Below are 25,722 nucleotides of genomic sequence, written 5' to 3'. Positions count from 1 at the left end.
TTCCGGAGTCGGTTCCGGAGTCGGTTCCGGAGTCACGGCTTCGCTCTTCTCGTCGGTCACAGCCGCTCCAACTGGCGCTCCGCCAGGCTCCGGATGGTCTTCTTGCTGATCGGCTCGGGGCTGAACATGTAGATGTCCATCACGATGTCGCCGCGCACGGCGATGGCCCTGGCCTCGTACATCGGCTCGTATCCCGCCTCGCGGCGGACGGGGAGGATGAAGGCGCGGCCGTCGAGGCTGCCCTTGACGGGGTCGCCGTCGTCGTCGGCCAGCAGGTAGCTCATCTGGCCGTCGAAGTGGTCCCGGGCCCCGACGGAGCTTCCGGGCCGGTACTGCAGAAGATCGATCTTCGTCTCGCGGTCCCCGCTCTCCAGCCAGGACTGCCGCGCGATCCGCCGGATGTCCGAGCCCGCCAGCTCGCCGAACATGAAGTCCGGGCTGTCGTACTCGGCGGCGTATTCGGAGAGGCCGATCCAGCCACTGCCGGCGTACGTGTCCGTCTTGGCGCCCTTGGGGCGGTCCAGCAGCAGCTTGGTCAGGTCGCCGTCCGTCTTCACCTGATGGTCCTCTGAGGCCGGCAGCGGGTCGGGCGCCTTGGCGGCCGGCTTCGCCGGGTAGGCGAGGTGTTCCTGCGCGAGCACTCCCAGCGGGGTCGGGTCGCGGTCGGCCTGGACGCCGTACCCCACGGCCCCGCCGATGGCCACGCCGAGCACCGCGGCGGCGAGCACGATCAGCGAGGTACGGCCGCGCGGACGGCGGCGGACGGCGTCCGGGGCGGGCTCCGGCGCCCCGGCGGACTCGGCGGCGTCGGGCTCCGTGGCCGAGTCGGCCACGGCTTCCGGCGCCACGGCCGCCGCGACGGGCACGGCGGGCACGGCGGGCTCGACGGGCTCGACGGGCTCGACGGGCTCGACGGGCTCGACGGACTCGGGAGCATCGGCCGGGGCCGGGTGGCCACCGGCGTCCGCGACGGGCGGCGCGTCCGGCGACTCGACAGCGTCGCCGGACATGGTGTCTTTCGGTTCCAAAAGGGTCCCCCCATAAGAGACCTGAAGCGCCGGTTCCAATTACCTGCGCACACAACTGACCCACAGGTCACAAAGGAGGTTGCACGGCCGCCGGTTACAGTTCGGCATATGCCGAAGAAGCTCGTGATCAAGGTGACCGCAGGGGCCGACTCCGCCGAGCGGTGCTCGCAGGCGTTCACGGTGGCGGCGGTCGCCGTCGCCAGTGGGGTGGAGGTCTCCCTCTGGCTGACCGGGGAGTCCGCCTGGTTCGCCCTGCCCGGCCGCGCCGCCGACTTCGAGCTCCCGCACGCCGCACCGCTGCCCGACCTGATCGAATCGATCATGGCGGGCGGCCGGATCACCCTCTGCACCCAGTGCGCGGCGCGGCGGGACATCACGGAGCGGGACGTCATCGAGGGCGTACGGATCGCGGGGGCGCAGGTCTTCGTCCAGGAGGCGATGGCGGACGCCACGCAGGCGCTGGTCTACTGACGGGGCGTCACTCGCGGTGCGGCCTCAACGGTCGTACTTCCGGCGCTTCCTGCCGTCCAGCTCGTCCCACCACTCGTCGGACTCCGGGTCTCCGGAGGGGTGCTCGTCCCACCAACGGTCCTCGGGGCCACGACGGTTGGCGACCATCGCCGCGATCGGCGGGATGACCATGGCGACCACGCACATTCCCACGGCGACCGGCACGGACCACAGACGCACGACGGCCCAGGCGGACACGAAGAGAACGACGCATCCGCCCATCAGCAGGAAATAGCCGCGACGGCGCCGGGCGTACATACCTCCAGGGTAGGCCCGCAGTCGCCGATCGGCGCCGATCGGCGCCCGGGCAGCACGAAGGGCCGCACCCCATTTCCGTCACGGGCGTCCAACCCCCGGGGTGCGGCCCTCCGGCCCTGCCTCATCGGTGCCGCGCCGGCTCGCGCCGGCGCCGCACCGATCAGCGGCTCACGTCGTTCAGACGGCGATGGCCACCTCGGAGAGGCCACCGGTCTGCGCGACGACGGTGCGGTCGGCGCTGCCGCCCGGAACCAGCGCGCGGACCGTCCAGGTCCCCTCGGCCGCGTAGAAACGGAACTGCCCGGTCGCCGAGGTCGGGACCTCGGCGGTGAACTCACCGGTCGAGTCCAGCAGGCGGACGTAGCCGGTGACGGGTTCGCCGTCGCGGGTCACGCTGCCCTGGATCGTCGTCTCGCCGGGCTTGATGGTCGAAGCGTCGGGGCCGCCGGCCTTTGCTCCACACATGGTGTTCAGTCCTTCTGGGTCGGGGGTCCTGCGAATTACTTGTTGGCGCCGAGCTCGATCGGCACGCCCACGAGGGAGCCGTACTCGGTCCACGAGCCGTCGTAGTTCTTGACGTTCTCCTGGCCGAGCAGCTCGTGCAGGACGAACCAGGTCAGCGCGGAGCGCTCGCCGATGCGGCAGTACGCGATGGTGTCCTTGGACAGGTCGACCTGCTCGTCCTCGTAGAGGGCCTTGAGCTCGTCGTCCGACTTGAAGGTGCCGTCGTCGTTGGCGTTCTTCGACCACGGGATGTTGCGGGCGCCGGGGACGTGGCCGGGGCGCTGCGACTGCTCCTGCGGGAGGTGCGCCGGGGCGAGCAGCTTGCCGCTGAACTCGTCGGGGGAGCGCACGTCGACCAGGTTCAGCGTGCCGATGGCCGCCACGACGTCGTCGCGGTAGGCGCGGATCGACTCGTCCTGGGCCTTGGCCTTGTACGCGGTGGCCGGGCGCGCCGGGACGGCGTCGGTCAGGTCGCGGGAGTCGAGCTCCCACTTCTTGCGACCGCCGTCGAGGAGCTTGACGTTCTCGTGGCCGTAGAGCTTGAAGTACCAGTACGCGTAGGAGGCGAACCAGTTGTTGTTGCCGCCGTAGAGGACCACCAGTGTGTCGTTGGCGATGCCCTTCTCCGACAGGAGCTTCTCGAAGCCGGCCTGGTCGACGAAGTCACGGCGGACCGGGTCCTGGAGGTCCTTCGTCCAGTCGATCCGGATCGCGTTCTTGATGTGGTTCTTCTCGTACGCCGAGGTGTCCTCGTCGACCTCGACGATGGCGACCTGCGGGTCGTCGATGTGGGCCTCGACCCAGTCTGCATCGACCAGTACGTCGCTGCGGCTCATGCTGTTCTCCTCCGGGGCAGTCTGCGGCGGTGTCATGCGGAGTGAAGAGTGCTGCGGGTGCACGCGGACGCGGGGCGTGGGCGTGCGCCGGGGGCACGGGCCGGCCCCGACGGTTCAACGGTCGAGGGGCCGGACGGAAGCGGGACGGGACGGAACGTCCTGCTCAGAAGGTGCGACAGAGCATGGCGGCGACGCGGCACAGGTCTACTGCCCGCCGCTTCGTGAGGTCCGCCTGTCGTTTCATGTATCCGATCGTAGGGAGCCGGAGGCGGGGATGTCACCGGCATGTCGGATGGTGAGACAGGATCGTCCGCGATGCGAGACAGGAAAGCGGAATCCCGCCCTCCGCTCGCCCTCCCGGGGGTCGGGGACAACGTCGTATCTGCGGTACGGACAACGGCGTCTCACCATCCGGTCACATGCCCCGTCCACCTGTTCCCGGCCCCTGCCCCGTACACCCGCCCCCCGCCGGCGCCCCGCGCTCCACGGGGCGGGGGCGTGGAGTCAGCCGGCGAGGGCGATGTCCGTGGCCTCCACGGAGATCTCCAGGCCCTCGGGCAGCGCCTCGACCTTCTTCAGCACCACGCCGTTGGGCAGCCCGCCGACGCTCCGCTCGAAGTCGGTGCGGGAGCGCACCAGCCCCTCCAGCCCGGGGATGTCCTCACCCGGGACCGCGTCCGCGCGGACCCGGACCGTACGCCCGTCGACGAGGGTGACCGAGGAGACGACACTGCGGGTGAGGTCCTTGCCGAGCACCTGCACGGTGCCGGTGACCTTCACCTTGCCGTTGTCGGCGTACTGCACGGTGACGCCGTCCTCGGCGGCGTCGGTCAGGTCCGCGTAGCTGACCAGCGCGGTGCCCTTGACCAGGCCGGCCCGGGCGCTGGTGTACCCCTCGCCGATGGCGACCCGGTCGAGCTCGGCCCGCAGTTCGCTGATCCGGACGGTGCCGCCGTTGCCGTTGGCCTGGATGCCCTTGAGGGTGATGTCGACCCGGTCGAGGTCCCGGTCGGCGATCTGGGTGAGGAAGGGGAAGCCGTGGATCGAGACGTCGGTCGAGGTGGCCGTGGCACCGGTGAACTTGACCCGGTCCGCCGCCTCGCTCTCGGCGAAGTGGACGGCGAGCCGGTCGACGGCCACGAACAGGCCTCCCAGCACCACCACGACGATCAGCAGTATTCGCAGTGCGCGCATGCCTGTTCTTCTCCCACTCTCGCCCGACGGAATCCGGGCTTCCCGTGTGCCTGGTACGGCCACGGAAAGCCCGGAGTGAGCGACGAAGCGAGGGGCCCGGTCGGTTCCCCGAAGAATCAGCCGATCATGCGGCCGACGAGGTAGACGGCCGGTGCCGCGGCGGTCAACGGCAGTGCCACACCGGCCGTCATGTGGACGAACCGGGACGGGTAGTCGTAGCTGGCTGCCCGGAGGCCCACGAGCGCGCACACGCCCGCCGCGAGCCCGGACACCGCCGCGCCCGCGAGGCCGAGCCCGACCAGGCCGCCGCCCACCGCACCCACCACCGTGGCGGCGACCAGGGCCGCGACCACGGAGGCCGCACCGGGCAGCGGCACCGCGCGGGCGAGCGCGGCCGCCGCGACGGCGAGCGCGCCCGCCACCACCACGTCCGGGTCCGCCGCGAGGTGCCCGCCCGCCAGCACGGCCAGGGCCGCCGACACGACGGTGGCCATCAGGCCCTGCATCCGCTCGTCGGCCCCCGCGTGGCTCCGCAGCTGGAGGACGAGCGTGAGCAGCACCCACACGCCGAGCGTGCCGAGCAGGGCGGCCGGCCCGTGCTCACGGCCGGCGGCGAGCAGCGCGACGTCCGCGACGAACCCGCCGAGGAAGGCGAGCGCGATGCCCTGCCGGGCCGGCCACATGCCGTTGAGCCGGAACCACCCGGCCGCCGTCACGGCCTGGAGCAGCACCAGCGGTACCGCCAGGGCGTACGAGCCGATCCCGGCCCCGAGCGCCAGCAGCAGGCCGAGTACGGCGGTCAGCGCGGCGGGCTGGATGCCCGGCGCGATGATCGGCGACCGGCCCTCGGCGCGGGCGCGCTGGGCGTCGGTGATCCGCGCGTTGCCGACGGTGGTGGGGGCGCTGTAGCCGTCCGCACCGGGCTGCGCCGGAGCGGGAGCGGCCGGGGCCGCCGCCGTTACGGGCGCCGCGGCCACCGGGGCGGTCACCGGGGCAGCCACCGGGACCTCGGGCGGCAACGGGTAGGACCCCGCCGCCCCGACGACCGGCGGCAGGAAGGCGGTCTCCGCCGCGTCGGGCACGGCCTGCTGCGGCTGAACCTGCTGGGGCTGCTGCCCGTACGCCTGCTGTGGATGCTGCCCGTACGCCTGCTGTGGCTGCGCGGCGTGCCGGGGCTGCTGCCCGTACGCCTGATGCGCCTGCTGCGACTGCGCGGCCTGCTGGGGCTGCTGCCCGTACGGCGACGGCGCCTGGCCGTACGCCTGCTGCGGCGGCTGCTGCCCGTACGGCTGCTGGGGCTGCTGGGGCTGCTGGGGCTGCTGGGGCTGCTGGGGCTGCTGCTGTGCGGGCTGTCCCGGCTGCCCGTACGGCTGCTGGGCGGCCTGCTGCTGCTCGTACGGGCTCGGCGGGTACTGCGCGTGCGGCCGGGCCTGCTGCGGCTGCCCGTAGGTCTGCGGATGCCCGTGGCCCTGCTGCTGGAACTCCGGCTGCGGAGGCTGCTGGAACTGCTGCTGCGGCTCGGCGGCCTGTGGCTGCTGGAACTGCTGCTGCGGCTGGACCGTGGGCTGGTACTGGGTGTCCCAGGTCTGCCCCTGCCACGTCTGCGCCGCGCCGGTGTCCTCGGCGGCACCGTAGGCGGGCGCCTGCCCCGGCGCCGACTGCCCGTACCCGCCGTGGCCCTGGCCGCCGTGGCTTTGCTCCCCGTGCGCCGGTGCGGCGGCGGGGGTGCCGGAGTACGGCTGGTCCGGGTAGGCGTGCTCGGCGGGGTACGCCTCACCGCCGCCGTAGGCGTACGGCTCCTGGCCCTGCGGCCGGGGGCCGCTCTGATCCCTGTTCTGTGCGCTGCTCATCGTCTCCGGTTCACCCTCCTGCGAACGGCGGGAGCACCTCGACCGTGCCGCCCTCGGCAAGGCGTACCGTCTCATGCCGCCGCGTGCCGACCGGATCGCCGTCGACCAGGAACGAGCACCTCATCAGCACGCGCACCAGCTCTCCGGGGTGACGTCTCCGCGCGGCGTCCAGCGCCTCGGCCAGTGTCGTCGCCGCGTACGGCTCCTCGGCCGTGCCCGCGGCGGCCTTGGCCGCGGCCCAGTAGCGGATCGTGCCCGCCGCCATGGCGGCACCCCTTTCGTCGTCCGTCCGTCGTTCCGTCACACGCGCCACACACATCGCACGAGCCACATGCGTCACGCGGAACCACACGCCCGGCCGTTCCGCGCGCGCTGTCCATGATGGGTCACGCGCCGACGGCCCAGTCGGCCATCCGGCCCAGCAGCGACTCGTCCGCCGCGTTCTCGGCGTGTCCCATGCCCCGCTCCAGCCAGAGTTCGGCGGCTCCCCCGGCCGCCGCACCGGCCAGCATCCGGGGGTGGTCCAGCGGGAAGTACGGGTCGCGGTCGCCGTGCACCACCAGCAGCGGGGCGGGCGCGATCAACGGCACCGCCGCCACCGGGGAGAGCGGCACCGGGTCCCAGTCCCGGTCGTGGATGCGGGTGCCGAGCCCGTACCGGCCGACCAGCCGTCCGCTGGGGCGGGTGACCATCCAGTGCAGCCGGCGCATCGACGCGGTGCCCCGGTAGTACCAGCGGGCCGGGGAGCTGACGGAGATCACCGCGTCCACGTGCGCGGGGCCGGCGGATTTTGCCACCCCCCGAACGGCCCCCTCATCGCCTACGGATTCCTTCGTATACAAGGCGGCCTGCCGGAGCACCACGGAGCCGCCCATGGAGAACCCGACCGTAACGATTCTGCGGTGTCCCAGAGACCTCGCCCAGGCCACCGCGGCGGCCAGATCGAGGACCTCGCGATCCCCCACGGTGGACTTTCCACCGGACTTTCCGTGGCCCCTAAAGGAGAAGGTCACCACCGCCGCACGCTGCAGGAACACCCCGGCGGCACGCCGGATGGCGGGCCTGTCGAGCGAGCCGGTGAACCCGTGCGCGACCACGATCGCCGACTGCTCCGCGACCCCTCCCGCCCCCTGTCCCGAACCTGCCGTACACGGCTCGTACACCGCCTCCACCGGGACCCCGTCATCGGTGAGCAATGTGGCGTACTGCGGGGTTCGCGTGATCAAGGGAACAGAAGAACTCACGAATCGACCCTCGGAGAGTGAACTCATGTGGGCTATTCTGCTGCGAAGAGGATCCGGGCAGTGAAGCCCCCGGATCCTTTTGTGCTTTCCGCGCGTTGTTACGGAGACGTTTCAACAAGCTCAGCGGTCCCAGGGCGCGGGACCGCACCGTAAAACCTGTATGACGAATGCCGCAGGGCCTGGCCATACAGCAGTACGAAGAAGTGCCGCATACTCCCCCGGGTCCGACCCGGGAGTGCCCCTCTCGCAGGGAACGAGGAGGACCGACGTAATGGGCGAGCGAAACGTGCACCACGATCGACCGACGACCGAGGCAGGTGAGCGGCGATGAGCTCACTGCTGCTCCTGACGAATGCCCTTCAACCGTCGACGGAGGTGCTTCCCGCCCTCGGTCTTCTCCTCCACAGCGTGCGGGTGGCCCCCGCCGAGGGACCCGCTCTCGTCGACACCCCCGGTGCCGACGTCATCCTGGTCGACGGACGGCGGGACCTCCCGCAGGTCCGCTCCCTCTGCCAGCTACTCCGCTCCACCGGCCCCGGCTGTCCGCTGATCCTCGTCGTCACCGAGGGCGGTCTCGCGGCCGTCACCGCCGACTGGGGCATCGACGACGTCCTGCTGGACACGGCGGGACCGGCCGAGGTCGAGGCCCGGCTCCGGCTCGCGACCGGACGCCAGCAGATCACCGCCGACGACTCCCCCATGGAGATCCGCAACGGTGACCTCTCCGTGGACGAGGCGACGTACAGCGCGAAGCTCAAGGGCCGGGTCCTCGACCTGACCTTCAAGGAGTTCGAGCTGCTCAAGTACCTCGCGCAGCACCCGGGCCGGGTCTTCACCCGCGCCCAGCTGCTCCAAGAGGTCTGGGGCTACGACTACTTCGGCGGTACGCGCACGGTCGACGTCCACGTACGACGGCTGCGCGCCAAGCTCGGCCCCGAGCACGAGTCGCTCATCGGCACGGTCCGCAACGTCGGCTACCGCTTCGTCGCACCGGAGAAGGCCGACCGGTCCGGCGAGGGCCGGAAGCAGGCGTCCTCGAATCCGGCGTCCTCGAATCCGGCATCTTCGAACCCGGCGTCCGCGACCACGGCGTCCTCGGACACGGCGTCGGGGAACGGCACGTCTCCGGAGGGAACCGGGGCGGTCGAGGCGGCCGAAGAGCCCGTGGTGGAGCACGTCAAGGGGTGAGTGAGGTGTCCCGCGATCCCCGGTGGACGCGCGGGACACCCCCTGGTTCCATCCGCGTAGACTGCCGCGCGTGGCCAAGGTGACGCGGGACGATGTGGCAAGACTGGCGGGTACGTCGACCGCGGTCGTCAGCTACGTCATCAACAACGGACCCAGGCCGGTCGCCCCGGCCACACGCGAGCGGGTACTCGCCGCCATCAAGGAGCTGGGCTACCGGCCCGACCGGGTCGCCCAGGCGATGGCGTCGCGGCGGACCGACCTCATAGGGATGATCGTGCCGGACGCCCGGCAGGCGTTCTTCGCGGAGATGGCGCACGCCGTCGAACAGGCCGCCGCCGAGCGCGGAAAGATGGTCCTCGTCGGCAACTCCGACTACCGCGACGAGCGCGAGGTCCACTACCTCCGGGCGTTCCTCGGCATGCGGGTCTCCGGGCTGATCCTGGTCAGCCAGGGCCCCAGCGAGCGGGCCGCCGCCGAGATCGAGGCGTGGGACGCCCGGGTGGTGCTGCTGCACGAGCGCCCCGAGGCCATCGACGACGTCGCGGTCGTCACCGACGACGTCGGCGGCGCCCAGCTCGCGACGCGCCACCTGCTGGAACACGGTTACGCGTACGTCGCCTGCCTCGGTGGCATGGAGTCCACCCCGTCCGTCGGCGACCCGGTCGCCGACCACGTCGAGGGCTGGCGCAGGGCGATGCACGAGTCCGGCCGCTCCACCGAGGGCCGCCTCTTCCAGGCCCCGTACAACCGTTACGACGCCTACCAGGTGGCCCTCGGGCTGCTCGCCGGCCCCGACCGGCCGCCGGCCATCTTCTGCTCCACGGACGACCAGGCCATCGGCGTACTGCGGGCCGCCCGCGAGCTGCGCATCGACGTGCCCGGCGAGCTGGCGGTCGCCGGCTTCGACGACGTCAAGGAAGCCGGGCTCACCGACCCGCCGCTGACCACGGTCTTCTCGGACCGCCCGGCGATGGCGCGCGCCGCCGTCGATCTGGTCCTCGACGACTCGCTCCGCGTCTCGGGCTCCCGGCGGGAGCGGCTGAAGCAGTTCCCGTCCGCGCTCGTGGTCCGCAGGTCCTGCGGCTGCGGGGAGCCCTCGGTACTGCGGCCGTAACCGCCGGGCCAGGGGCTTATCCGGCCCCTACGAGGTTCTGCCCGCCTTCTCAGCGGGGGCTCAGGCTCTTCTCATGTTCCGCGGACACGCTTTCCTCATGACTGAGAGCCCCCGCCCGAGCGGCGAGTACCCGACGTATCCCACGTACGGCAGCGACTCGTACGGCACCGAGTCGTACCCCGCGCAGGAGCCGGCCGCCGACGGCGCGTACCCGCCGCCCCCGGCGTACGAGCCGGCCCGGCCGATCGCCTTGGACCCGGGAACCACCGTGTGGCCGGGCGGTGCGGCGGGCGGCGGCAGCGGCGCCGGGTTCCCGGACTTCCCCGAGTACGCCGGTTACCCGGCTCCCGCCCCGCTCCCCGAGAAGCCCGCGCGGAAGGTGAAGCGGCCCTACGCCCTGCTCGCGGCGGTCGCCATCGCGGCAGCGGCGATCGGCGGCGGCACCGCCACCCTGGTCGGCGAGCTCTCGGACAACGGCTCCGGCAGCACCAGCGCGAGCAGCGTCGTCAGCGGCACCACCGTCTCGGCCGGCAGTGCGGGCACCGTCGCCGGGGTCGCGGCGGCCGTCTCCCCCGCGATCGTCGAGATCGGCGCCACCTCCACCGCGGGCGACTCCACCGGCTCCGGCGTGGTCGTCACCTCGGACGGCGAGATCGTCACCAACAACCACGTGATCACCGGTGCCTCCCAGATCAAGGTGACCCTCTCCACCGGCAAGACCTACACCGCGGACGTCGTCGGCACCGACCCGGACAAGGACCTCGCCCTCATCAAGCTGGAGAACGCGAGCGGCCTGAAGACGGCCACCCTCGGCGACTCCGGAGACGTCGCGGTCGGCGACCAGGTCGTGGCGATCGGCTCCCCCGAGGGCCTGACCGGCACCGTCACCAGCGGCATCATCTCCGCGCTCGACCGGGACGTCACGGTCGCGAAGGAAGAGAGCGACTCCGGCTCCTCCGACTCCAGCGGCTCCAGCGGCTCGGACGGTTTCGGCGGCTTCGGGAGCCAGGGCCAGGGCGGCAGCGGCGAGCAGCAGTGGCCGTTCGAGTTCGGCGGCCAGCAGTTCAACGGCGACACCGGCTCCACCACCACCACCTACAAGGCGCTCCAGACCGACGCCTCGCTCAACCCGGGCAACTCCGGCGGCGCGCTGATCAACATGAACGGCCAGATCATCGGCATCAACTCCGCCATGTACTCCCCCAGTTCGTCCAGCAGCACCAGCAGCTCCAGCGCCGGCAGCGTCGGCCTCGGCTTCGCCATCCCCGTCAACACGGTCAAGGCCGACCTGGAGACCCTGCGCTCCGGCGACGGCTCCTGACGGGAACCCGGACGGACGGACCTGGCGATCACTCCGACGTACCCCTGATCGCCCCGCCCGGCGTGCGAGGCTGAGACCACCCGTAGCCGCGACGAGCAGCCGCGGCGCCGTAGCCGAACCGAGAAAGAGGACGCCGAGCGATGAGCCCCGCCGAAGACGATCCCCAGCGCATCCTGATCGTCGACGACGAACCCGCCGTACGCGAGGCGCTGCAGCGCAGTCTCGCGTTCGAGGGGTACGCCACCGAGGTCGCGGTCGACGGCTACGACGCCCTCACCAAGGCCGAGGCGTACCACCCCGACCTCATCGTGCTGGACATCCAGATGCCCCGGATGGACGGCCTCACCGCCGCACGCCGCATCCGGGCCACCGGGACCACCACGCCCATCCTCATGCTCACCGCCCGCGACACCGTGGGCGACAGGGTCACCGGCCTCGACGCGGGCGCCGACGACTACCTGGTCAAGCCCTTCGAGCTCGACGAGCTCTTCGCCCGCATCCGCGCCCTGTTGCGCCGTAGCTCCTACGCGGCGGCGGCGAGCACGGACATCGCCGACGACGACGTGCTCTCCTTCGCCGACCTGCGCATGGACCTCGCCACCCGCGAGGTCACCCGGGGCAACCGCCCCGTCGAGCTGACCCGTACCGAGTTCACCCTGCTGGAGATGTTCCTCGCGCACCCGCGCCAGGTCCTCACCCGCGAACAGATCCTCAAGGCCGTCTGGGGCTTCGACTTCGAGCCCAGCTCCAACTCCCTGGACGTGTACGTGATGTACCTGCGCCGCAAGACCGAGGCCGCCGGCGAGCCCCGCCTCGTGCACACCGTGCGCGGGGTGGGGTACGCGCTGCGTTCCGGCGGTGAGGGGTGAAGCGCCTGCTCAACCGGCTCCGCACCCTGCCACTCCGGTCCCGCCTCGCCCTGCTGGTCGCCCTCGCGGTGGCCGTCGCGGTCGCGGCGGTCGCGGTGGCCTGCTGGTTCGTGACCAAGCAGCAGCTGGAACACCGCATGGACGACTCGCTGCGCAGCTCCCGGCTGGGTGACGACTCGGTCGGCGGCCTGCTCGCCTCCTGCAACAACGACAACCAGCAGCAGACGCCGCCCTTCGTGGGAGGCGTCTCCGTCCAGCTCATCGATTCGAACGGCACCGTCTGCGCCGTCGACGACTCCGCCAAACTCCCCGTCACCAGCGCCGACACGGCGGTCGCCGAAGGCCGGGAACGGTACGCCCTGCACACCGAGACCGCCGAGAACGGCGTACGGATGCGGGTCTACACCTACCACTTGCTCACCCGGCCCCCCACCGACACCGCGGTCACCATCGGCCGCCCCATGAGCGAGGTCGACGACCCGCTCTCCGCGCTCGCCTGGCTGCTGCTCCTCGTCTCCGGCATCGGCGTCGTCGCCGCCGGGGCGGCCGGCATGTGGGTGGCGCGCTCGGGTCTGCGCCCGGTGGACGAACTGACCCTGGCCGTCGAGCACGTCGCCCGTACCGAGGACCTGACCGTCCGCATCCCGGTGGAGGGCGAGGACGAGATCGCCCGGCTGTCGCGCTCCTTCAACTCGATGACCGCCTCCCTCGCGACCTCCCGCGACCGCCAGTCGCAGTTGATCGCCGACGCCGGCCACGAGCTGCGCACCCCGCTGACCTCGCTCCGTACCAACATCGAACTGCTGGCCCGCAGCGAGGAGACCGGCCGGGCCATCCCGCCCGACGACCGCAAGGCCCTGTTGGCCTCGGTCACCGCCCAGATGACGGAGCTGGCCGCGCTCATCGGCGACCTCCAGGAACTCGCCCGCCCGGACGCCGCCCAGCCCGGCCCGCTGGAGGTGGTGGGCCTGCACGACATCACCCGTACCGCCCTGCAGCGCGCCCGGCTCCGCGGCCCCGAGCTGACCATCACCGCCGAGCTGGCCCCCTGGTACGTACGCGGCGAACCGGCCGCCCTCCAGCGGGCGATCGTCAACGTCCTGGACAACGCGGTGAAGTTCAGCCCGCCCCGGGGGACCATCGACGTCACCCTGGACCGGGGCGAGTTGACGGTGCGCGACCACGGCCCCGGCATCCCCGCCGACGACCTCCCGCACGTCTTCGAACGCTTCTGGCGTTCCCCCTCCGCCCGCCAGCTCCCCGGCTCCGGCCTCGGGTTGTCGATCGTCGCCCGCTCCGTCCAGCAGTCCGGCGGCGAGGTCGCACTGCACCCGGCCGAGGGCGGCAACGGCACGGAGGCGGTCATCCGGCTGCCGGGGGCACCCACGCCGCCGCCGGAGATCGTGTGAGGGCGGGCGCCGCGTCCGCTCCGGGCCGCCTTCAACCAGCGGCCCGGTTCACCAGCGTCTCCATGCGTGAGCGGACGGACATTGCCCTGGGGTCGGTATGAGCGCTCAGGCAGGTCAGGGCCTCGGACCAGTGGGAGCGGGCGGCATCCGGGTCGTCCGCCTGGACGACGGTGGCCAGGTGGTCGAGTTCCAGAGCAAGTTGCCAGGTGTCCCCGAGAGAACGGTGGACGGCGGCAGCACGGCGGTGGAAGGCGACGGCCTCACCGTGGCGGCCCGTCACGGCGTACGTCCGGCCCGTGCCGCGCCAGGCGAGGGCTTCGCGACTGCGGTCGCCGAGGCGCCGGTGGAGCAGGGCGGAGCGCTGGTAGGAGGTCAGGGCGTCGTCGTACCGGGCGGTGCTGCGTTGGATGTCGCCGCGGGTGAGGAGCCAGAAGCCTTCGCGGGTGTCGTCGCGGAGGGCGAGGGCGATGTCGAGCGCCTCGTCGATGGACTGCCGTGCGGCCTCCATGTCTCCCTCTTCGAGTCGCAGCTCGGCTTCGACCCTCAGGATGTTGCCTTCACCTCCCCGGTTGCCCAGGGCCCGGTGCGCGGCCAGTGCCTCGTGGACGGCTGAAGCGGCTTCGGGCAGGCGGCCGGCACTCAGGCGCACGCCGGCGATGTTGGACAGTACGGTGGCGGCCCGCCGACCGTCGCCGAGGTCGCGGAACACGGACATGGCCTGTACGAAGTGAGCCTCTGCCAGGTCGAGTTCGCGCCGCCGCAGATGGATCAGCCCGACGAGGTTGAGGGCCCGGGCCTCGTCTCCCCGGCTCTGTGCGCTGCGGGCCAGGGCGACCGCTTGCCCGAGCGCCTCCAAGCCTTCGGAGAAGTTGTTCAGGGCCCTGTGCGCGATGCCGGTGTTGATGAGCAGTCGGCACTGCGCTCCCCAGTCTCCCTGCCTCGCGGCCGCCTCCCCTCCGATGCGACCCATTTCCAGCCACTCGCGCTCCGACGAGGAGGGTGGCCGTGCGAACCACAGGAGAGTCGCCAGCTGCCAGGCGGTCCGGTCCAGCCCGTGCCGGGCGGCGTCACGGACGGCAGGAAGGAAGGTGAGGTGTTCCCGTTCCGACCAGTCGACGGCCGCGTCGTAGTCGGCGAAGACGAGCGGCGTGACCCCTGGCGGGGCCTCCGGCAGCGGCAGGTGCCCCTCGGCCGGATAGAGCCAGGTCCGGGCGGCGTCCGCGGTGTGGAGATACCAGCTCAGGGCGCGGCCTCTCGCCGCCTGTCGCTGGTCGGGGGATTCCTCCGCCCGAACCAGGTCGGTGGCGTAAGCGCGGAGCAGGTCGTGGAAACGGAACCGGTCCGGGGCGGTCTGCTCCAGGAGGTGAGCGCCGACGAGATCGTCGAGCAGCCGACGCGTCCGGCCGGCCGGGAGATCGCCGAGGGCTGCGGCGACCGCGACGCCGAACTCCCCCGTGGGGTGCAGTCCGAGGAGCCGGAAGAGGCGGGCCGAGTGCGCGGGCAACGCACGGTAGGACCAGGTGAAGACCGAACGGATGGCTTCAGCCTCCTCATCGATGCCGGTACTGAGGGCTTCCCAGAGCACGGACTCGTCACGCAGATCGCCGATGAGATCGTCGAGTCGCATGTAGGGCTGGCTGGCGGCCCGCTCGGCGGCGATCCGTAGCGCGAGGGGGAGATGAGCGCAGAGACGGGCCAGTTCCGCGAGTTCGCCCGCGTCGTCCTCGGGCCGGTAGCCCTCGGTGACTGCCCGCAGCAGCATGACCGACTCCGGTCCCGGAAGTGTGCCCAGGGTGATCCTGTGGGCGCCGTCCCGTACCGAGAGGGACGCCAGGCGGCTGCGGCTGGTGACCACGGCGAGGCTGCCCCCACCACCGGGAAGCAGCGGCCGGACCTGGCTGACCGTTGCCGCGTTGTCCAGAAGGACCAGGACCCGGCGGTCGGCGAGAAGTGAACGGTACATCGCTGACGCATCGTCGACGTCCTGGGGAAGCTCGGCCCCAGGTACACCCAGAGCCCGCAGGAATCTCCGCAGCGCCTGCGAGGCGGTGACCGGATCTCCGGGGTCGTACCCGCGAAGGTCGACGAAGAGTTGGCCGTCCGGGAACTGGTCCTTGACCCGGTGCGCCCAGTGCAGGACCAGCGAGGTCTTGCCCGCCCCCGCCGTGCCGGCCACCGTATGAACGGAGCCGACGGAGTGCCCGCCGCATCGGTCGGCGAGCACGGCGTTCAGTTGTCCCAGCTCGGCGGAGCGGTTGACGAACGTGCGCACGCCACCTGGAAGTTGGCGCGGGACGGGCCGCGACGGTTCCGTGACGGCTCCCCGGTGGAAGTGGATGTCACCGGTGACACTCCCGGCCTGTACGACATCGTGGGACGACCCCGAGAGGTCGTTCCGCGCACCTGCGGCCCGTCCGTTCCCTCGGTCGGTCCGCTTCTCCCGGTCGGCATGTCGATCGATGGCCTGGTCAGGCAGCGGGTGGCGGGGGCAGGGCGGCCACGACCCGGTCGAAGTACTCCTGGACGTCCTCGGCAGCCCCGTACAGCTCTCGCAGGTACTCCGTCCAGTTCCGCACCGTGCTGGAGTCGACGAAACGGACCGCGCCGTCCGGTCGGCCGTCATCGCTGTAGAGCACCCGGTAGAGAGTGCTCTCGTCCAGCAGGACCAGCTCCGGCAGCGGCGAGCCCGCCTCGGCCGCCGTGACCGCGGAAGCGGGCAGCACGCGCACGCTGTGCCCGCATTCCGCGGTCAGCCGGAGCCAGTGCAACTCCCACTGCACGTATGGCGTCAAAGGCACCTCGACCACACGGATACGGTGGAAGACCACCCCCCGCGCCGCATCGTTCCGGGCCCTGCGGACCAAGGCGTCACGCTCGGCCTCGAACAGCCTCAGCGCAGACGGCCAGTCCCCCTGCCGGAGCGCCTCCCGGCTGTCGTCGTTCGTCTCCTCGAAATGCTGCAACCGCTCGAGTTTCCAGGCCGCGCCATCACGGAGAGCGGCCCGCCGCTCCCGGAAGCCCCGCTTGTACTCCTCTTGGGCAAGCCGCTCGCCCCGCCCGTCAGGGAGCTCCGGAGCGAGGAGATCAAGCATCGGGGATGTCCTCCTTCGCCGCACTCAGCAGGTTGCCCGGGATGACGACCAATCGCTCGTCCGGCCCCACGGTCACCCCGCTCGGCAGGTGCGACCGGTAGTGGTCGGTGAGGTCGCGACCAATCACGACCACATCGCCACTGCTCAACTGCCAGATGTCCGGGCAGTCATCCTCATCCTTGGAATTTCCCAACTCCGCCGCCGACTTGCCGAGGCGCTTGACGAACAGCGCGGACGGATCGGCTTCCCATCTGCGTGCCACGAACGCTCCAGTATTCAGTGCATCACCGACGGTGCCCCGAACGTACCAGCCGGGCCCCGGACACGTGCACCGGAAAACCAGCCAGCCCGCGACGCACTCCATGGCAGGCCTTGAGGCACCGCGGGCGCATCACGCGCATCCTGAGTGCCGCCCCGACGCGTCGCCTTCCCTGTGGTGGGGGGCTGGAGGGCTCCCGAAGGTGATGTCGGAGCAGAAGTCCCGGCCTTGGACCACGGAACCGTATTGAGTGCCGCCACTGACCGTGTTGGTCACCGACCCCTCGGACAACAGCGGCGTCCGGCGGAGCCACGAGGCCAGTGCGGCGGCGAACTCCGGATCCTCGACGGCTCGCGCCAGGAGGACGCCGCGCAGTACCTCCGCGCGCGCCGGTTCGCCCGGCGCCTCGCCCAGTGCCCGGAGCTCCGCCACGCCGGGGGCCGCGGAGCCCGTTGGGCGGCTGAACGGCCTCCGCACCAGATCACTCAGCGCGGCCCATGTCTGGCGCTCCGACTCGCCTCCGGCCCCGCCGGCCAACGCCGCCAGCTTCCCTGCGGACACAGGATCCACCCCGCCCCCCCGTCTGCCCACTCCCCGGTCCCCTCGCTTCGGCCTACCCACCGCGGGGGAGGGTCCACTCCCACGCGCCGGCATTCGGCCGTCGTTGTCCGGGAGGAGAGGCGACAGGCCCGCACCGGCACCGGCCGGTCCGTGTGGACGAGCAGGGCGGGCAGGGTGACCGCGCGGTACGACGTGACGTGGGTTCACGCACCACACCGTCCCGTGTGGGGTGCCACGCCGAAGCCGTCGCCGGTTCCGCACCGCCGGTCCGCTCCCGGATCCTCACCGGGCCGACAAGAGGAAGATCCAACTCCGGTGGTGTGTGCCCTTGATGCACCTCTGACGGGTTGCGCCCCAACGTTGACGTGTCTCCGACTCTTCGGGCGGTGCGTCTGCCCCACGGCCCACGACGCCGCCCTACCGGAGGGGGAGTCGGGCCAGCAGGTGGGCGTCGAGGAAGCCCCGTTCGGAGGCCGGGTCGTGGAGCAGCCGGGCGACCGTGACGAACCCGGCTCCGGTCACCAGCTCCGCGAGCCGGTCCACCGGCCAGCTGTAGGCAGGCGTGACCTTGTGATCGAAGCGGACCGGCTCCGTTCCCTCGGTCCCGAAGAACGAGACCAGGAGCAGGCCCCCTGGACCCAGTACGCGCGCCTGTTCGGCGAGGAGCGCGGGCAACACCCCGGGCGGGGTGTGGATCATCGAGTAGTGGGCCAGCACGCCCCCGAGCGCACCGTCCTCGACCGGCAGCGCCTCCATGCGCGCTTCGTCGAACCGCAGTCCCGGACGGTCTCTCCGGGCGCGGTCGACCATGCCCGGGGAGAGGTCGAACCCGATCGCGTCCAGGCCGAGTTCGGCCAGCATGGCCGTGATGTGCCCTGGCCCGCATCCGACGTCGGCGACCCGCACGTTCCCCGTAGCGCGCACCAGTTCGGCGAAGGTGCCGATCATGTTCCGCGCGAACGGCCGCGTCTCCAGCCGGTCGGCGAACTGCGAGGCGTACAGCTCGGCGAATCCGTCGTAGGCCGCCCTGGTCTCGTCCTGGTGCTTCGGGTGCTCTGCGTGCTCTGCGTGCTCCGGGTGCTCAGGGCGCTTCGAGCGTTCCGGGTGTTCCTGGTGATCCGCCACGGCAGAGGAAGCTACACCCGCCCGCCTTCGAACGCTTCCGGGTACCGCCGGGTGCGCCTGCGCCGCCGTCGGTGATCGCCCCACACGCCCGGTGGACCCGTCCGGCGATCACCGTACGAACGTGGTATTCACTACCCCTCATGAGTGGCATCGAGCGTACGGCAAGCCGCACCGCGGTCCTGGTGTGCCAGGCCCGGGCGGCGGCGGACGGCAGGCTCGCGGTGGGCCGGTTCGCCGACCCGGTGGCGGCACGGATGCTGCGCCCCGCGGAGCGGGTCCCCGTGGACGAGGTGCGCGCGGGCGCTCCCGCCGAGGCGGAGAGCTGGAAGGACCGTGCGGCGTACGAGAGCGTGCGGGCCTGCGCGGAGATCATGGTGCCGCGTACGGTCGCCATCGACGACGCCTTGCGCGCCCACCCGAGCCCCCAGCTGGTGGTGCTCGGTGCCGGTCTGGACACGCGCGCGTGGCGGCTGGCGGAGCTCGCGGATACGGACGTGTGGGAGGTCGATCACCCCGCGTCCCAGCAGGACAAGCAGGACCGCCTTGCCGACCCGGGCCCCCTGCTCGCCACGGCTCGTTCGGTGCGCTTCACCCCCGTCGACTTCACCGCCGACGACCTGGGCAGCGCGCTCCGGGCCGCCGGTCACGACGCGTCCGTGCCGACGACCTGGCTGTGGGAGGGGGTCGTCCCGTACCTGACACGCGCCGATGTACGCACCACCGTGCGCGCGGTCGTCGGCAGTTCGGCGCCGGGGAGCACACTGGTCCTCAACTACCAGGGCCCGTCGCTGAAGGCTTCCGTGGGCCGGCTGGTGGCGCGCGTACTGAGCAGCTCCGTCACGGCGAAGGAGCCGTGGCGCTCGCTGTGGAAGCCGCAGCAGATGGCCGCCCTCCTCACCGGGAACGGCCTACGGGTCGTCTCCGACGAAGACCTGCTGGCCATCTCGGAGCGCCTGGAATCCGGCGCGCGGGGCCGTGCGTCGCTGCGCTCGGGTCGCGTTGCCGTGGCCCTCACCGGACACCGGTGATCCCTCTCCGGCCCCACACGGCGGTCCGCCCGGCCCCAGGGGCGGAAGTCTCACCCGCCGATCGGGTTCGGTAGCGTGATCACCATGCCGCACGGAGTGACCGTACGGCGCTTGATCGCCCGGCCGGAGACTTCCGGCGGGCAGGAATGAGTGGCAATGAGCCTGGAGAAGCCCGAGATCGACTTCCCGATCGGCGACGCTCCCACCGAGCTGCAGATCGAAGACATCACCGTGGGGGACGGCCCCGAGGCGAAGGCCGGCGCCGTGGTCGAGGTCCACTACGTGGGCGTCACCTTCGAGACCGGAGAGGAGTTCGACGCCTCCTGGAACCGCGGGCAGACGTTCCGGTTCCCCCTGGGCGGCGGCCGGGTCATCAAGGGCTGGGACCAGGGCGTCGAGGGGATGAAGGTCGGCGGCCGTCGCAAGCTCACCATCCCCGCGCACCTCGCGTACGGCAACCAGTCGCCCTCCCCGCTGATCCCGGCGGGCTCGACGCTCATCTTCGTCGTGGACCTGATCGGCGTCTGAGACGGACTGGCTGCCCGGCCTCGCCGACCGGATCGGGTCTGTACGGAGCCAGTCGGAACCGATCGGGGCGGTTCGGGGCCGGGCAGTACCTTCGATGACCGGCCCCTGCCCCACACCGTGTGACCTGTTACGGCTCCTCCGGGCCAGGGGCCCCCGGCAGCGGCGCCCCGATGGTGAGCGGCGCGCGGATGGTCAGCGGCGCCCCGATGGTGAGCGGCGCGCGGATGGTCAGGCCCTCGTCGAGTCTGGCCACCAGCTCCCCGGCGAGAGCCGGAACATGGCGCGCGGCCCACCGCCCGGTGAGCGCGAGGAAGCCCCGCAGCTCCAGTCCTCCAGGCCGCAGCAGCATCCCGGCCCGGCGGTGACATCGGTCCGGGTGTCGTGGATGCGCAGTCCTCCCGGTGCGATGACCGTGCCCGTCTCCAGCAGGCCCCGAATCGCCCGACCGGCGTCGGGCGGGGGGGACGTCGTCGTCATCCGCCCCGCGCGTTGTGGTCGGTCAGCACGGTCAACGCGCTCCCGACTTCGAGCGAGGACATACGACCCGACAGAGCCATGAACCGGTAGGGCGGCAGGTCGGCCACCGGCCAGAGAGAGAAGTCGGCGGTGTCCGAGGTTTCCAGGACGGCTTGCGCGATGAGCACCGGGTCATTCTCTTCGCATACGGTTCGGTCTGCCGAGAGTCTTCCGCGCCTCAGGAGTCCAGCACGGCCGCAACGCCCTCGATCTCGACGAGTTGGTCCTTGTATCCGAGCACGGTGACACCCAGCAAGGTACTGGGAACGTCGTGGTCGGCGAACGTGTCCCGGACCACCTGCCAGGCAGCCACCAGGTCCTCCTGCCTGGTCGACGCGACGAGGACCCGGGTGCTGATGACGTCCTGGAGTGCCGCGCCTGCGGCCGAGAGCGCGGCCTGCATGTTCTCCATGGCCTTCGCCGCCTGGCCCGCGTAGTCCCCGACCGCTGCTGTGGAACCGTCGTCGTTCAGCGGACACGCCCCGGCGAGGAAGATCAGGCGCGCCTCGGCGGGCGCCGTGGCCGCGTAGGCGTATTCGACGTCGGACAAGGAGGCGGAGCGGATCAGAGTGACGGCACGAGCCATGGGGGTCGGGTCCTTTCCCATCGGATGCTGAGCGCGGACATCCTGCCAACGACCAGCCGGCTCCGCCTTCCCTTTTCCTTCGCCGCACCTGGCAGGACGACGAGGGGGGCGGAAGCCTCGGAGACCCAGCGGCGGTCACGCCGGCCGACGTCATCGGGCAGCACCGGCACCACGTCCGGCCCCTCGCAGCGGACACCGGGGCCCACCTCCTCACGGACGAGCCTGTCGGCCGCGCCTCGGGGGGCGTAACGTCCACTCGCTCCAGGTGCCCCGTGCCGCAGGGCGAACCCGCACGCCTCGCCCCGGTGGAGCGCGCCGAGCGCCCCGATACAGCCGCCGCCCTCGTCCCAGCGCCGGGCCTCCACCTCTTCGTCGACCGGGAGTTGGGCGGCGATGGCACGCACCTCGTCCCGGACCCGGCGGATCGCCTCCAGCGCGGTCCCGGTGGTGCAGTGCGCGGCGTCCACGATCTGGTCGGCTTCGACCGTGCGGTAGGTGACCCGTTCGCAGCAGAAGGAACTCGGCGGGGATCAGGCCGGAGCTGGATCGTCGGCCAGCGCCGCAGCTGTCAGGGTGAGGTGCTGAGCCAGGACCGCGGCTGCGGTGTCGGCGTCGCGGGCCAGCGCCGCCTCCTCCAGCGCACCCGGGTCCCGCCGAGCGGCGGCACACCGCACCCACCTGCCATCGGCGAAGGACCCGGCCCCTTGAACCATCCGCGCGAGGCGGCGGGCTCAGGAGTTCAGCACCTTGGCCTTCTCGGTGGCGAACTCCTCGTCCGTCAGCAGCCCCTGCGACTTGAGGTCCGCCAGCGCGGTGAGCTGTGACACCCGATCCGGTGCCGCAGGGGTCGCCGGTGCCGCGGGGGCCGCCGGAGCGGCGTACGCCTGGGGCGGGGCCTGTTGTGCGTACCGTTCGTCGGCGCGTGGCTGCATGTGGTTGGAGACCGACCTCGCGGTACCGGTGATCACAGCCGTGCGGGCCATCGTGCCGAGGAGGCCCGGTCGTCCCATGCGTCGAGGCATGATCATTCCTTCTTCCGTGTCGTCACTCGTCGAGGGCGGCGATGGCGCGTTCGACGTTCTCGCGGGGAATGCGTTCCAGGAAGACCATCTCTCCGTGCGAGCCGCGCAGAGCGGCCGCGAGACGGGAGGCCCAGGTGTTCTCCCACGCCACGACGAGAGCCGAGGAACCGGGCCCGAGATCCCCGGCCACGCCCTGCAGGTCTTCGTCGCTCAGGAGGTCGAACCGACCGTCGATGGTCCGTCCGAAGGCCCCGGCGACCTCGGCGTCCTCGAGTTCGACGATGTCGACCGTCCCTTCCGGGCTCCTCCGGACGAAGGCCAGGTCCAGCAGACGGACGGTGCCGGAGTCGTGGAGATCGCGGAGCGCGGGGGCGATGTCACCGTTGAACCGGTCGCCTTCGAAGACGACGACAGCCACGTCCACAGGACCGACGCTGTCGGCTTTCAGACTGGTGGGCATGTGCATCAACCTCTCAGAGGGTGCGATGAGCCGCGTTTGCGAGTCTAAGGAGTGCCGGCGGAACCGCATCCCGGCACGGGAGCCCGCCGCCCTCCGGGCGGGGCGGCGCGGCACGTCGGGCCGCCGCGACCGCTGACGCGCGCCTCAGGATGCGGGCCGTTCCAGGCCGGCGAGGCCGAGGACGAAACGGTGGCGGACATCGCCACGGGCAAGGCGGTCCAGGCCCTCGGGCTTCCTGGACGCGGGCCGAGGGCGGTACCTCCCTGTCGGCGGTGATGCCGTGCCCGGCGCAGAAGGCCGTCATCCCGGCGCTGTGCCGCCGGCCGCCCGTACCCGAGGAGGCCAGCTTCTTACGGCCCTGGACCAGGTCCATCAGCGCAACCGTGGTCGGCGACGGGTACCGGACGTTCTCCCGGCCCGCCTCGCCCATCGGGCAGGCCCCGCAGGAATCCACGAGGGTGCCGGCCGCAGTGCGCCAGGAGCTTCTACGGGTCGCCCCAGACGTCCCCGCGCGGCGTCCACCACTCCAGGAGTCCCCAGCTCCCGAGGGCGAAGGCGGCCACGGCCACCAGGACGGGCACCCAGGGCCGGTACGTCCGGCGCCGGTACGTCAGACGCCGCGTCAATGCCCAGACCAGCAGCGGGACGACCGCACCGCCGAGCACGACGAGGGGAAGGTCGATCCAGAGCACGCTCAGGTCCCGGGCATGGCCCTCAAGGCCGCCTTCGACATTGATGGCGGCCCGTGGCGCCCAGAGAAGCGGCGCGGCCATCGCACCGAATCCGGCGAGGAGACAGCCGGGAGCGCCACTGGGACGGTCCGAGGCACTCATCCGCGTACCAACGGGTCCCGGCTCGGTACTCCGCCCGGTCTCTCGTTCATGCCGACGACGCTCATGCTCACGACGCTCATGCCCACCACGCACCTGCCCACCACGCACATGTGCACCACGCTCCTGCCCACCACGCTCATGCCCACGACAGACGAGGGAAGCTCGGCGTCCGGTTCCGGACGGCGGACTGGTCCCGGGCGGAAGGCCGGCCCCGGCCGGACGGCAGCAGCAGCAGCAGCGGCGGCGGCGGCGCAAGCGGAAGGGGCGGTGAGCCGTCCTCGGCCCACCGCCCCCTGCACTACGGAACCACTACTGCACGATCGTGATCCGGTCCGTCACCGGCGGGGCCAGCGGGGCGGAGGCCGTGGAGTGGGCCGCCAGGTAGGCGTTGAAGACGTCCAGGTCGGAAGGGCCGACCAGCTTGTTCGTACCGAGGGCGAGGGCCGGGAAGCCGTCACCGCCGCCCGCGAGGAACTCGTTCATCGCGACACGGTAGGTCTTCGCCGGGTCGATCGCCTCACCGTTCAGCTCGATGCTGCTCGCCGGGACGCGGGCGGCGCCGGTCTTCGTCAGGTCGAGCGTGTAGGTGAGCCCCTCGGAGACCTGGAGGATCTTCGGGCTGGCCTCGTTGAGGCCGCTGACCTGCTGCTGGAGCGTGGCGATCAGGTTGGCGCCGGACAGGTCGACGACGTTCATCATGTTGGTGAACGGCTGCACGGTGAAGGACTCGCCGTACGTCACCACTCCGTCGCCCTCACCCGAGGCGCCCGCGTAGACGAGGTCGGCACGGATGCCGCCCGGGTTCATGAACGCGACCTGCGCACCGCCCTGGCCGGCGGGGGACAGGCCCTCCAGCTGCGCGTCGGCGATCAGGTCGCCGAGCGGCTTCTCCAGGGCGGTGGAGCCGCGCCCGTTGATGTCGGCGCTGATGAAGCCCTGCGGGCGGCCCGCGATCGGGGCCGCCAGCGCGTTCCAGCGGGCGATGAGCGCGGTCATGTCCGAGGCCTTGGCCTGGTCACGGGTGACGACGTGGTTCGCCGACTTCACCGACGTCCGCACGATGTCGTCGGTGCGGCGGTCGTAGGTGAGGGTGGTGTCCGTGTAGAGCTTGCCGAAGGACGCGGCCGAGGTGACCATGCGCGGCTTGCCCGCCGGGTCCGGGATGGTGCAGACGTACGCGGTGTGGGTGTGGCCGGTCACCAGCGCGTCGACCTTCGGGGAGATGCCCTTGGCGATGTCCACGATCGGGCCGGAGACACCCGCGCCGGCACCCGGGCTGTCGCAGTCGTAGTTGTACGCGCCGGAGGCCGGGGCCCCGCCCTCGTGGATCAGCGCGACGATCGACTTGACGCCCTGGCGGTCCAGCTCCTTGGCGTACTTGTTGACCGTCTCGATCTCGTCGTGGAACTTCAGGCCCTTGACGCCGTTGGCCGTGACGATGTTCGGCGTGCCCTCCAGGGTCACCCCGATGAAGCCGATCTTGACGCCGTTCTTCTTCCAGACCCAGTACGGCTTGAGGGCCGGCTTGCCGGTCTTCTCGCTGGTGACGTTGGCCGAGAGGTAGGGGAAGTCCGCGCCCTGGAACTTCTTGCCCTTCTCGTAGCAGCCGTCGACCGGGTGGCAGCCGCCGTTCTGGAGGCGGGTCAGCTCGTCGATGCCCTCGTCGAACTCGTGGTTGCCGACGGTCGTGACGTCCAGGTCCAGGCCGTTGAGCGCCTCGATGGTGGGCTCGTCGTGGAAGAGGCCGGAGAGCAGCGGGCTCGCGCCCACCATGTCGCCGCCCGCCGCCGTGACGGAGTACGGGTGCCCCTTGCGCGCGGTGCGCAGCGAGGAGGCGAGGTACTCGACGCCACCGGCGGTCACCGACTTCACGGTGCCGTCGGCCTGCGTTTCGGAGACGGTGCCGGACGATCCGGTCGGCGGCTCCAGGTTGCCGTGCAGGTCGTTGAAGGAGAGCAGCTGCACGTCGACCGTCTTGTCGGCCGGCCGGCCGTGTCCGGAGCTCTTGCCGTGGGCGTGGTCGTCGCCACGGCCGTGGGCGCCGGCCGGCATCACGGCGATCGCGCTCACCGTGGCCACCCCGGCCGCCAGGGCGAGCAGCCGCCGGGCTGCGCGGTTCTTCTTCACAGTCGCTGACATCGGTCCCCTTGTGAGTGTTCAGCGTGAGGTACGTGGTGTTGACATGTCTGTGTCTTTCGTGCCGCAGCCTAAGGTCAACGCGCGTAGCGCGACAGGCTTTCGGAGTTACGAGCTGGTTGCTTTCCCGTCAGAACCCGCGTCGTTCGACCATTTCGCCCAACCCGGGAACCCCTCGCCCGCTGACGGGCCGCCACCTCCCGTGCGGGCCCGCCAAGCGGCCGTACCGCCGTCGCGCGGGCCGTCCGCCG

The 25,722-nt window shown here is 71.6% G+C and carries 29 protein-coding genes and 1 pseudogene; 8 read left to right on the top strand and 22 right to left on the bottom strand.

What is annotated here, in order from left to right; translation table 11 throughout:
• Positions 1-56 precede the first annotated feature (56 nt).
• Positions 57-1,010, bottom strand: a complete 954-nt coding sequence (locus ACFZAX_RS05520) for a hypothetical protein (protein ID WP_390959379.1) — start codon at positions 1,008-1,010, stop codon at positions 57-59.
• A 126-nt stretch (positions 1,011-1,136) separates the two neighbouring features.
• Between ACFZAX_RS05520 and ACFZAX_RS05515 the strand changes: the two genes are divergently transcribed.
• Positions 1,137-1,499, top strand: coding sequence for a DsrE family protein (locus tag ACFZAX_RS05515; protein WP_390959376.1), 363 nt, complete (start codon positions 1,137-1,139; stop codon positions 1,497-1,499).
• A gap of 24 nt (positions 1,500-1,523) precedes the next feature.
• Here ACFZAX_RS05515 and ACFZAX_RS05510 read toward each other — a convergent pair whose 3' ends face one another.
• The 8 genes from ACFZAX_RS05510 to ACFZAX_RS05475 all read right to left on the bottom strand — a co-directional run bounded on the left by ACFZAX_RS05510 (position 1,524) and on the right by ACFZAX_RS05475 (position 7,451).
• Positions 1,524-1,796 carry a DUF3099 domain-containing protein gene (locus tag ACFZAX_RS05510; protein ID WP_390959374.1) on the bottom strand — a complete coding sequence of 91 codons (273 nt, stop codon included), beginning with the start codon at positions 1,794-1,796 and terminating at the stop codon, positions 1,524-1,526.
• Positions 1,797-1,973: 177 nt separating this feature from the next.
• Positions 1,974-2,261, bottom strand: a complete 288-nt coding sequence (locus ACFZAX_RS05505; protein ID WP_030925040.1) for a DUF1416 domain-containing protein — start codon at positions 2,259-2,261, stop codon at positions 1,974-1,976.
• A gap of 35 nt (positions 2,262-2,296) precedes the next feature.
• Positions 2,297-3,136 (bottom strand): sulfurtransferase, encoded by an 840-nt coding sequence (locus ACFZAX_RS05500; RefSeq protein WP_327176568.1) that lies wholly within the window; start codon positions 3,134-3,136, stop codon positions 2,297-2,299.
• A gap of 163 nt (positions 3,137-3,299) precedes the next feature.
• On the bottom strand, positions 3,300-3,380 hold the full coding sequence (locus ACFZAX_RS05495; protein ID WP_350310325.1) for a putative leader peptide: 81 nt from the start codon (positions 3,378-3,380) through the stop codon (positions 3,300-3,302).
• Positions 3,381-3,640: 260 nt separating this feature from the next.
• A complete protein-coding gene (locus ACFZAX_RS05490; RefSeq protein WP_390959372.1) occupies positions 3,641-4,330 on the bottom strand; it encodes an LmeA family phospholipid-binding protein in 690 nt (229 codons plus the stop codon).
• A 116-nt stretch (positions 4,331-4,446) separates the two neighbouring features.
• The gene (locus ACFZAX_RS05485; RefSeq protein WP_390959370.1) at positions 4,447-6,180 is read right to left on the bottom strand and encodes a hypothetical protein; all 1,734 of its coding nucleotides are present in this window, start codon (positions 6,178-6,180) and stop codon (positions 4,447-4,449) included.
• 10 nt (positions 6,181-6,190) lie between these two features.
• Positions 6,191-6,445: a MoaD/ThiS family protein gene (locus tag ACFZAX_RS05480; protein WP_390959368.1), complete on the bottom strand. Its 255-nt coding sequence runs from the start codon at positions 6,443-6,445 to the stop codon at positions 6,191-6,193.
• Between the two features lie 121 nt (positions 6,446-6,566).
• Complete coding sequence (locus ACFZAX_RS05475) at positions 6,567-7,451, bottom strand: alpha/beta fold hydrolase (protein ID WP_390959367.1); 885 nt, start codon at positions 7,449-7,451, stop codon at positions 6,567-6,569.
• 300 nt (positions 7,452-7,751) lie between these two features.
• Here ACFZAX_RS05475 and ACFZAX_RS05470 point away from each other — a divergent pair, with 300 nt between their 5' ends.
• The 5 genes from ACFZAX_RS05470 to ACFZAX_RS05450 all read left to right on the top strand — a co-directional run bounded on the left by ACFZAX_RS05470 (position 7,752) and on the right by ACFZAX_RS05450 (position 13,325).
• Positions 7,752-8,612, top strand: coding sequence for a winged helix-turn-helix domain-containing protein (locus ACFZAX_RS05470; protein WP_390959365.1), 861 nt, complete (start codon positions 7,752-7,754; stop codon positions 8,610-8,612).
• A gap of 70 nt (positions 8,613-8,682) precedes the next feature.
• On the top strand, positions 8,683-9,726 hold the full coding sequence (locus tag ACFZAX_RS05465) for a substrate-binding domain-containing protein (RefSeq protein ID WP_390959363.1): 1,044 nt from the start codon (positions 8,683-8,685) through the stop codon (positions 9,724-9,726).
• Positions 9,727-9,823: 97 nt separating this feature from the next.
• The gene (locus ACFZAX_RS05460; RefSeq protein WP_390959361.1) at positions 9,824-11,047 is read left to right on the top strand and encodes a trypsin-like peptidase domain-containing protein; all 1,224 of its coding nucleotides are present in this window, start codon (positions 9,824-9,826) and stop codon (positions 11,045-11,047) included.
• A gap of 140 nt (positions 11,048-11,187) precedes the next feature.
• Positions 11,188-11,916, top strand: coding sequence for a response regulator (locus ACFZAX_RS05455; protein ID WP_390959360.1), 729 nt, complete (start codon positions 11,188-11,190; stop codon positions 11,914-11,916).
• Complete coding sequence (locus ACFZAX_RS05450; RefSeq protein WP_390959358.1) at positions 11,913-13,325, top strand: ATP-binding protein; 1,413 nt, start codon at positions 11,913-11,915, stop codon at positions 13,323-13,325. Before ACFZAX_RS05455 ends, ACFZAX_RS05450 begins: the two co-directional genes overlap by 4 nt.
• Before the next feature lie 31 nt (positions 13,326-13,356).
• Here ACFZAX_RS05450 and ACFZAX_RS05445 read toward each other — a convergent pair whose 3' ends face one another.
• The 4 genes from ACFZAX_RS05445 to ACFZAX_RS05430 form a co-directional block, all read right to left on the bottom strand.
• Positions 13,357-15,597, bottom strand: a complete 2,241-nt coding sequence (locus ACFZAX_RS05445) for a tetratricopeptide repeat protein (protein ID WP_390959356.1) — start codon at positions 15,595-15,597, stop codon at positions 13,357-13,359.
• Between the two features lie 196 nt (positions 15,598-15,793).
• Positions 15,794-16,417, bottom strand: a complete 624-nt coding sequence (locus ACFZAX_RS05440; RefSeq protein WP_390959354.1) for a DUF6879 family protein — start codon at positions 16,415-16,417, stop codon at positions 15,794-15,796.
• Complete coding sequence (locus ACFZAX_RS05435; protein WP_390959352.1) at positions 16,410-16,679, bottom strand: hypothetical protein; 270 nt, start codon at positions 16,677-16,679, stop codon at positions 16,410-16,412. Before ACFZAX_RS05435 ends, ACFZAX_RS05440 begins: the two co-directional genes overlap by 8 nt.
• A gap of 975 nt (positions 16,680-17,654) precedes the next feature.
• Entirely contained in the window at positions 17,655-18,239 is a 585-nt protein-coding gene (locus ACFZAX_RS05430; RefSeq protein ID WP_390960059.1) for a methyltransferase domain-containing protein, read from the bottom strand.
• Between the two features lie 263 nt (positions 18,240-18,502).
• Here ACFZAX_RS05430 and ACFZAX_RS05425 point away from each other — a divergent pair, with 263 nt between their 5' ends.
• Together ACFZAX_RS05425 and ACFZAX_RS05420 are read left to right on the top strand one after the other, a co-directional pair.
• The gene (locus ACFZAX_RS05425) at positions 18,503-19,390 is read left to right on the top strand and encodes an SAM-dependent methyltransferase (RefSeq protein ID WP_390959351.1); all 888 of its coding nucleotides are present in this window, start codon (positions 18,503-18,505) and stop codon (positions 19,388-19,390) included.
• Positions 19,391-19,546: 156 nt separating this feature from the next.
• Positions 19,547-19,918: an FKBP-type peptidyl-prolyl cis-trans isomerase gene (locus ACFZAX_RS05420; RefSeq protein ID WP_390959350.1), complete on the top strand. Its 372-nt coding sequence runs from the start codon at positions 19,547-19,549 to the stop codon at positions 19,916-19,918.
• Between the two features lie 127 nt (positions 19,919-20,045).
• Here the strand turns inward: ACFZAX_RS05420 and ACFZAX_RS05415 are convergent, their stop codons facing one another.
• The 9 genes and pseudogenes from ACFZAX_RS05415 to ACFZAX_RS05375 form a co-directional block, all read right to left on the bottom strand.
• Positions 20,046-20,267, bottom strand: coding sequence for a hypothetical protein (locus tag ACFZAX_RS05415; RefSeq protein WP_390959348.1), 222 nt, complete (start codon positions 20,265-20,267; stop codon positions 20,046-20,048).
• A 124-nt stretch (positions 20,268-20,391) separates the two neighbouring features.
• Complete coding sequence (locus ACFZAX_RS05410) at positions 20,392-20,562, bottom strand: hypothetical protein (protein WP_390959346.1); 171 nt, start codon at positions 20,560-20,562, stop codon at positions 20,392-20,394.
• A 50-nt stretch (positions 20,563-20,612) separates the two neighbouring features.
• Positions 20,613-21,020 (bottom strand): Rid family hydrolase, encoded by a 408-nt coding sequence (locus ACFZAX_RS05405; RefSeq protein ID WP_390959344.1) that lies wholly within the window; start codon positions 21,018-21,020, stop codon positions 20,613-20,615.
• Entirely contained in the window at positions 20,999-21,487 is a 489-nt protein-coding gene (locus ACFZAX_RS05400; RefSeq protein WP_390959342.1) for a hypothetical protein, read from the bottom strand. Before ACFZAX_RS05400 ends, ACFZAX_RS05405 begins: the two co-directional genes overlap by 22 nt.
• A gap of 63 nt (positions 21,488-21,550) precedes the next feature.
• Positions 21,551-21,658: pseudogene (locus ACFZAX_RS05395) on the bottom strand (GntR family transcriptional regulator); the annotation flags it as partial.
• A 93-nt stretch (positions 21,659-21,751) separates the two neighbouring features.
• Positions 21,752-22,042, bottom strand: a complete 291-nt coding sequence (locus tag ACFZAX_RS05390) for an SHOCT domain-containing protein (RefSeq protein WP_390959340.1) — start codon at positions 22,040-22,042, stop codon at positions 21,752-21,754.
• A gap of 22 nt (positions 22,043-22,064) precedes the next feature.
• A complete protein-coding gene (locus ACFZAX_RS05385; protein WP_390959339.1) occupies positions 22,065-22,502 on the bottom strand; it encodes a DUF6325 family protein in 438 nt (145 codons plus the stop codon).
• 485 nt (positions 22,503-22,987) lie between these two features.
• Complete coding sequence (locus ACFZAX_RS05380) at positions 22,988-23,335, bottom strand: hypothetical protein (protein ID WP_390959337.1); 348 nt, start codon at positions 23,333-23,335, stop codon at positions 22,988-22,990.
• A 309-nt stretch (positions 23,336-23,644) separates the two neighbouring features.
• Complete coding sequence (locus tag ACFZAX_RS05375; RefSeq protein WP_390959335.1) at positions 23,645-25,474, bottom strand: 5'-nucleotidase C-terminal domain-containing protein; 1,830 nt, start codon at positions 25,472-25,474, stop codon at positions 23,645-23,647.
• Positions 25,475-25,722: the final 248 nt, after the last annotated feature.

This window comes from Streptomyces sp. NPDC008125, from assembly GCF_042957125.1.
In the GTDB taxonomy this organism is placed as follows: domain Bacteria; phylum Actinomycetota; class Actinomycetes; order Streptomycetales; family Streptomycetaceae; genus Streptomyces.
This window is presented reverse-complemented; position numbering and strand designations above follow the sequence as displayed.

Coding starts and splice junctions, on each gene's coding strand:
- ACFZAX_RS05520 (WP_390959379.1), bottom strand. CDS start 1,010: ATGTCCGGCGACGCTGTCGAGTCGCCGGACGCGCCGCCCGTCGCGGAC.
- ACFZAX_RS05515 (WP_390959376.1), top strand. CDS start 1,137: ATGCCGAAGAAGCTCGTGATCAAGGTGACCGCAGGGGCCGACTCCGCC.
- ACFZAX_RS05510 (WP_390959374.1), bottom strand. CDS start 1,796: ATGTACGCCCGGCGCCGTCGCGGCTATTTCCTGCTGATGGGCGGATGC.
- ACFZAX_RS05505 (WP_030925040.1), bottom strand. CDS start 2,261: ATGTGTGGAGCAAAGGCCGGCGGCCCCGACGCTTCGACCATCAAGCCC.
- ACFZAX_RS05500 (WP_327176568.1), bottom strand. CDS start 3,136: ATGAGCCGCAGCGACGTACTGGTCGATGCAGACTGGGTCGAGGCCCAC.
- ACFZAX_RS05495 (WP_350310325.1), bottom strand. CDS start 3,380: ATGAAACGACAGGCGGACCTCACGAAGCGGCGGGCAGTAGACCTGTGC.
- ACFZAX_RS05490 (WP_390959372.1), bottom strand. CDS start 4,330: ATGCGCGCACTGCGAATACTGCTGATCGTCGTGGTGGTGCTGGGAGGC.
- ACFZAX_RS05485 (WP_390959370.1), bottom strand. CDS start 6,180: ATGAGCAGCGCACAGAACAGGGATCAGAGCGGCCCCCGGCCGCAGGGC.
- ACFZAX_RS05480 (WP_390959368.1), bottom strand. CDS start 6,445: ATGGCGGCGGGCACGATCCGCTACTGGGCCGCGGCCAAGGCCGCCGCG.
- ACFZAX_RS05475 (WP_390959367.1), bottom strand. CDS start 7,451: ATGAGTTCACTCTCCGAGGGTCGATTCGTGAGTTCTTCTGTTCCCTTG.
- ACFZAX_RS05470 (WP_390959365.1), top strand. CDS start 7,752: ATGAGCTCACTGCTGCTCCTGACGAATGCCCTTCAACCGTCGACGGAG.
- ACFZAX_RS05460 (WP_390959361.1), top strand. CDS start 9,824: ATGACTGAGAGCCCCCGCCCGAGCGGCGAGTACCCGACGTATCCCACG.
- ACFZAX_RS05455 (WP_390959360.1), top strand. CDS start 11,188: ATGAGCCCCGCCGAAGACGATCCCCAGCGCATCCTGATCGTCGACGAC.
- ACFZAX_RS05440 (WP_390959354.1), bottom strand. CDS start 16,417: ATGCTTGATCTCCTCGCTCCGGAGCTCCCTGACGGGCGGGGCGAGCGG.
- ACFZAX_RS05425 (WP_390959351.1), top strand. CDS start 18,503: ATGAGTGGCATCGAGCGTACGGCAAGCCGCACCGCGGTCCTGGTGTGC.
- ACFZAX_RS05420 (WP_390959350.1), top strand. CDS start 19,547: ATGAGCCTGGAGAAGCCCGAGATCGACTTCCCGATCGGCGACGCTCCC.
- ACFZAX_RS05415 (WP_390959348.1), bottom strand. CDS start 20,267: ATGCTGCTGCGGCCTGGAGGACTGGAGCTGCGGGGCTTCCTCGCGCTC.
- ACFZAX_RS05405 (WP_390959344.1), bottom strand. CDS start 21,020: ATGGCTCGTGCCGTCACTCTGATCCGCTCCGCCTCCTTGTCCGACGTC.
- ACFZAX_RS05390 (WP_390959340.1), bottom strand. CDS start 22,042: ATGCCTCGACGCATGGGACGACCGGGCCTCCTCGGCACGATGGCCCGC.
- ACFZAX_RS05385 (WP_390959339.1), bottom strand. CDS start 22,502: ATGCCCACCAGTCTGAAAGCCGACAGCGTCGGTCCTGTGGACGTGGCT.
- ACFZAX_RS05380 (WP_390959337.1), bottom strand. CDS start 23,335: ATGAGTGCCTCGGACCGTCCCAGTGGCGCTCCCGGCTGTCTCCTCGCC.
- ACFZAX_RS05375 (WP_390959335.1), bottom strand. CDS start 25,474: ATGTCAGCGACTGTGAAGAAGAACCGCGCAGCCCGGCGGCTGCTCGCC.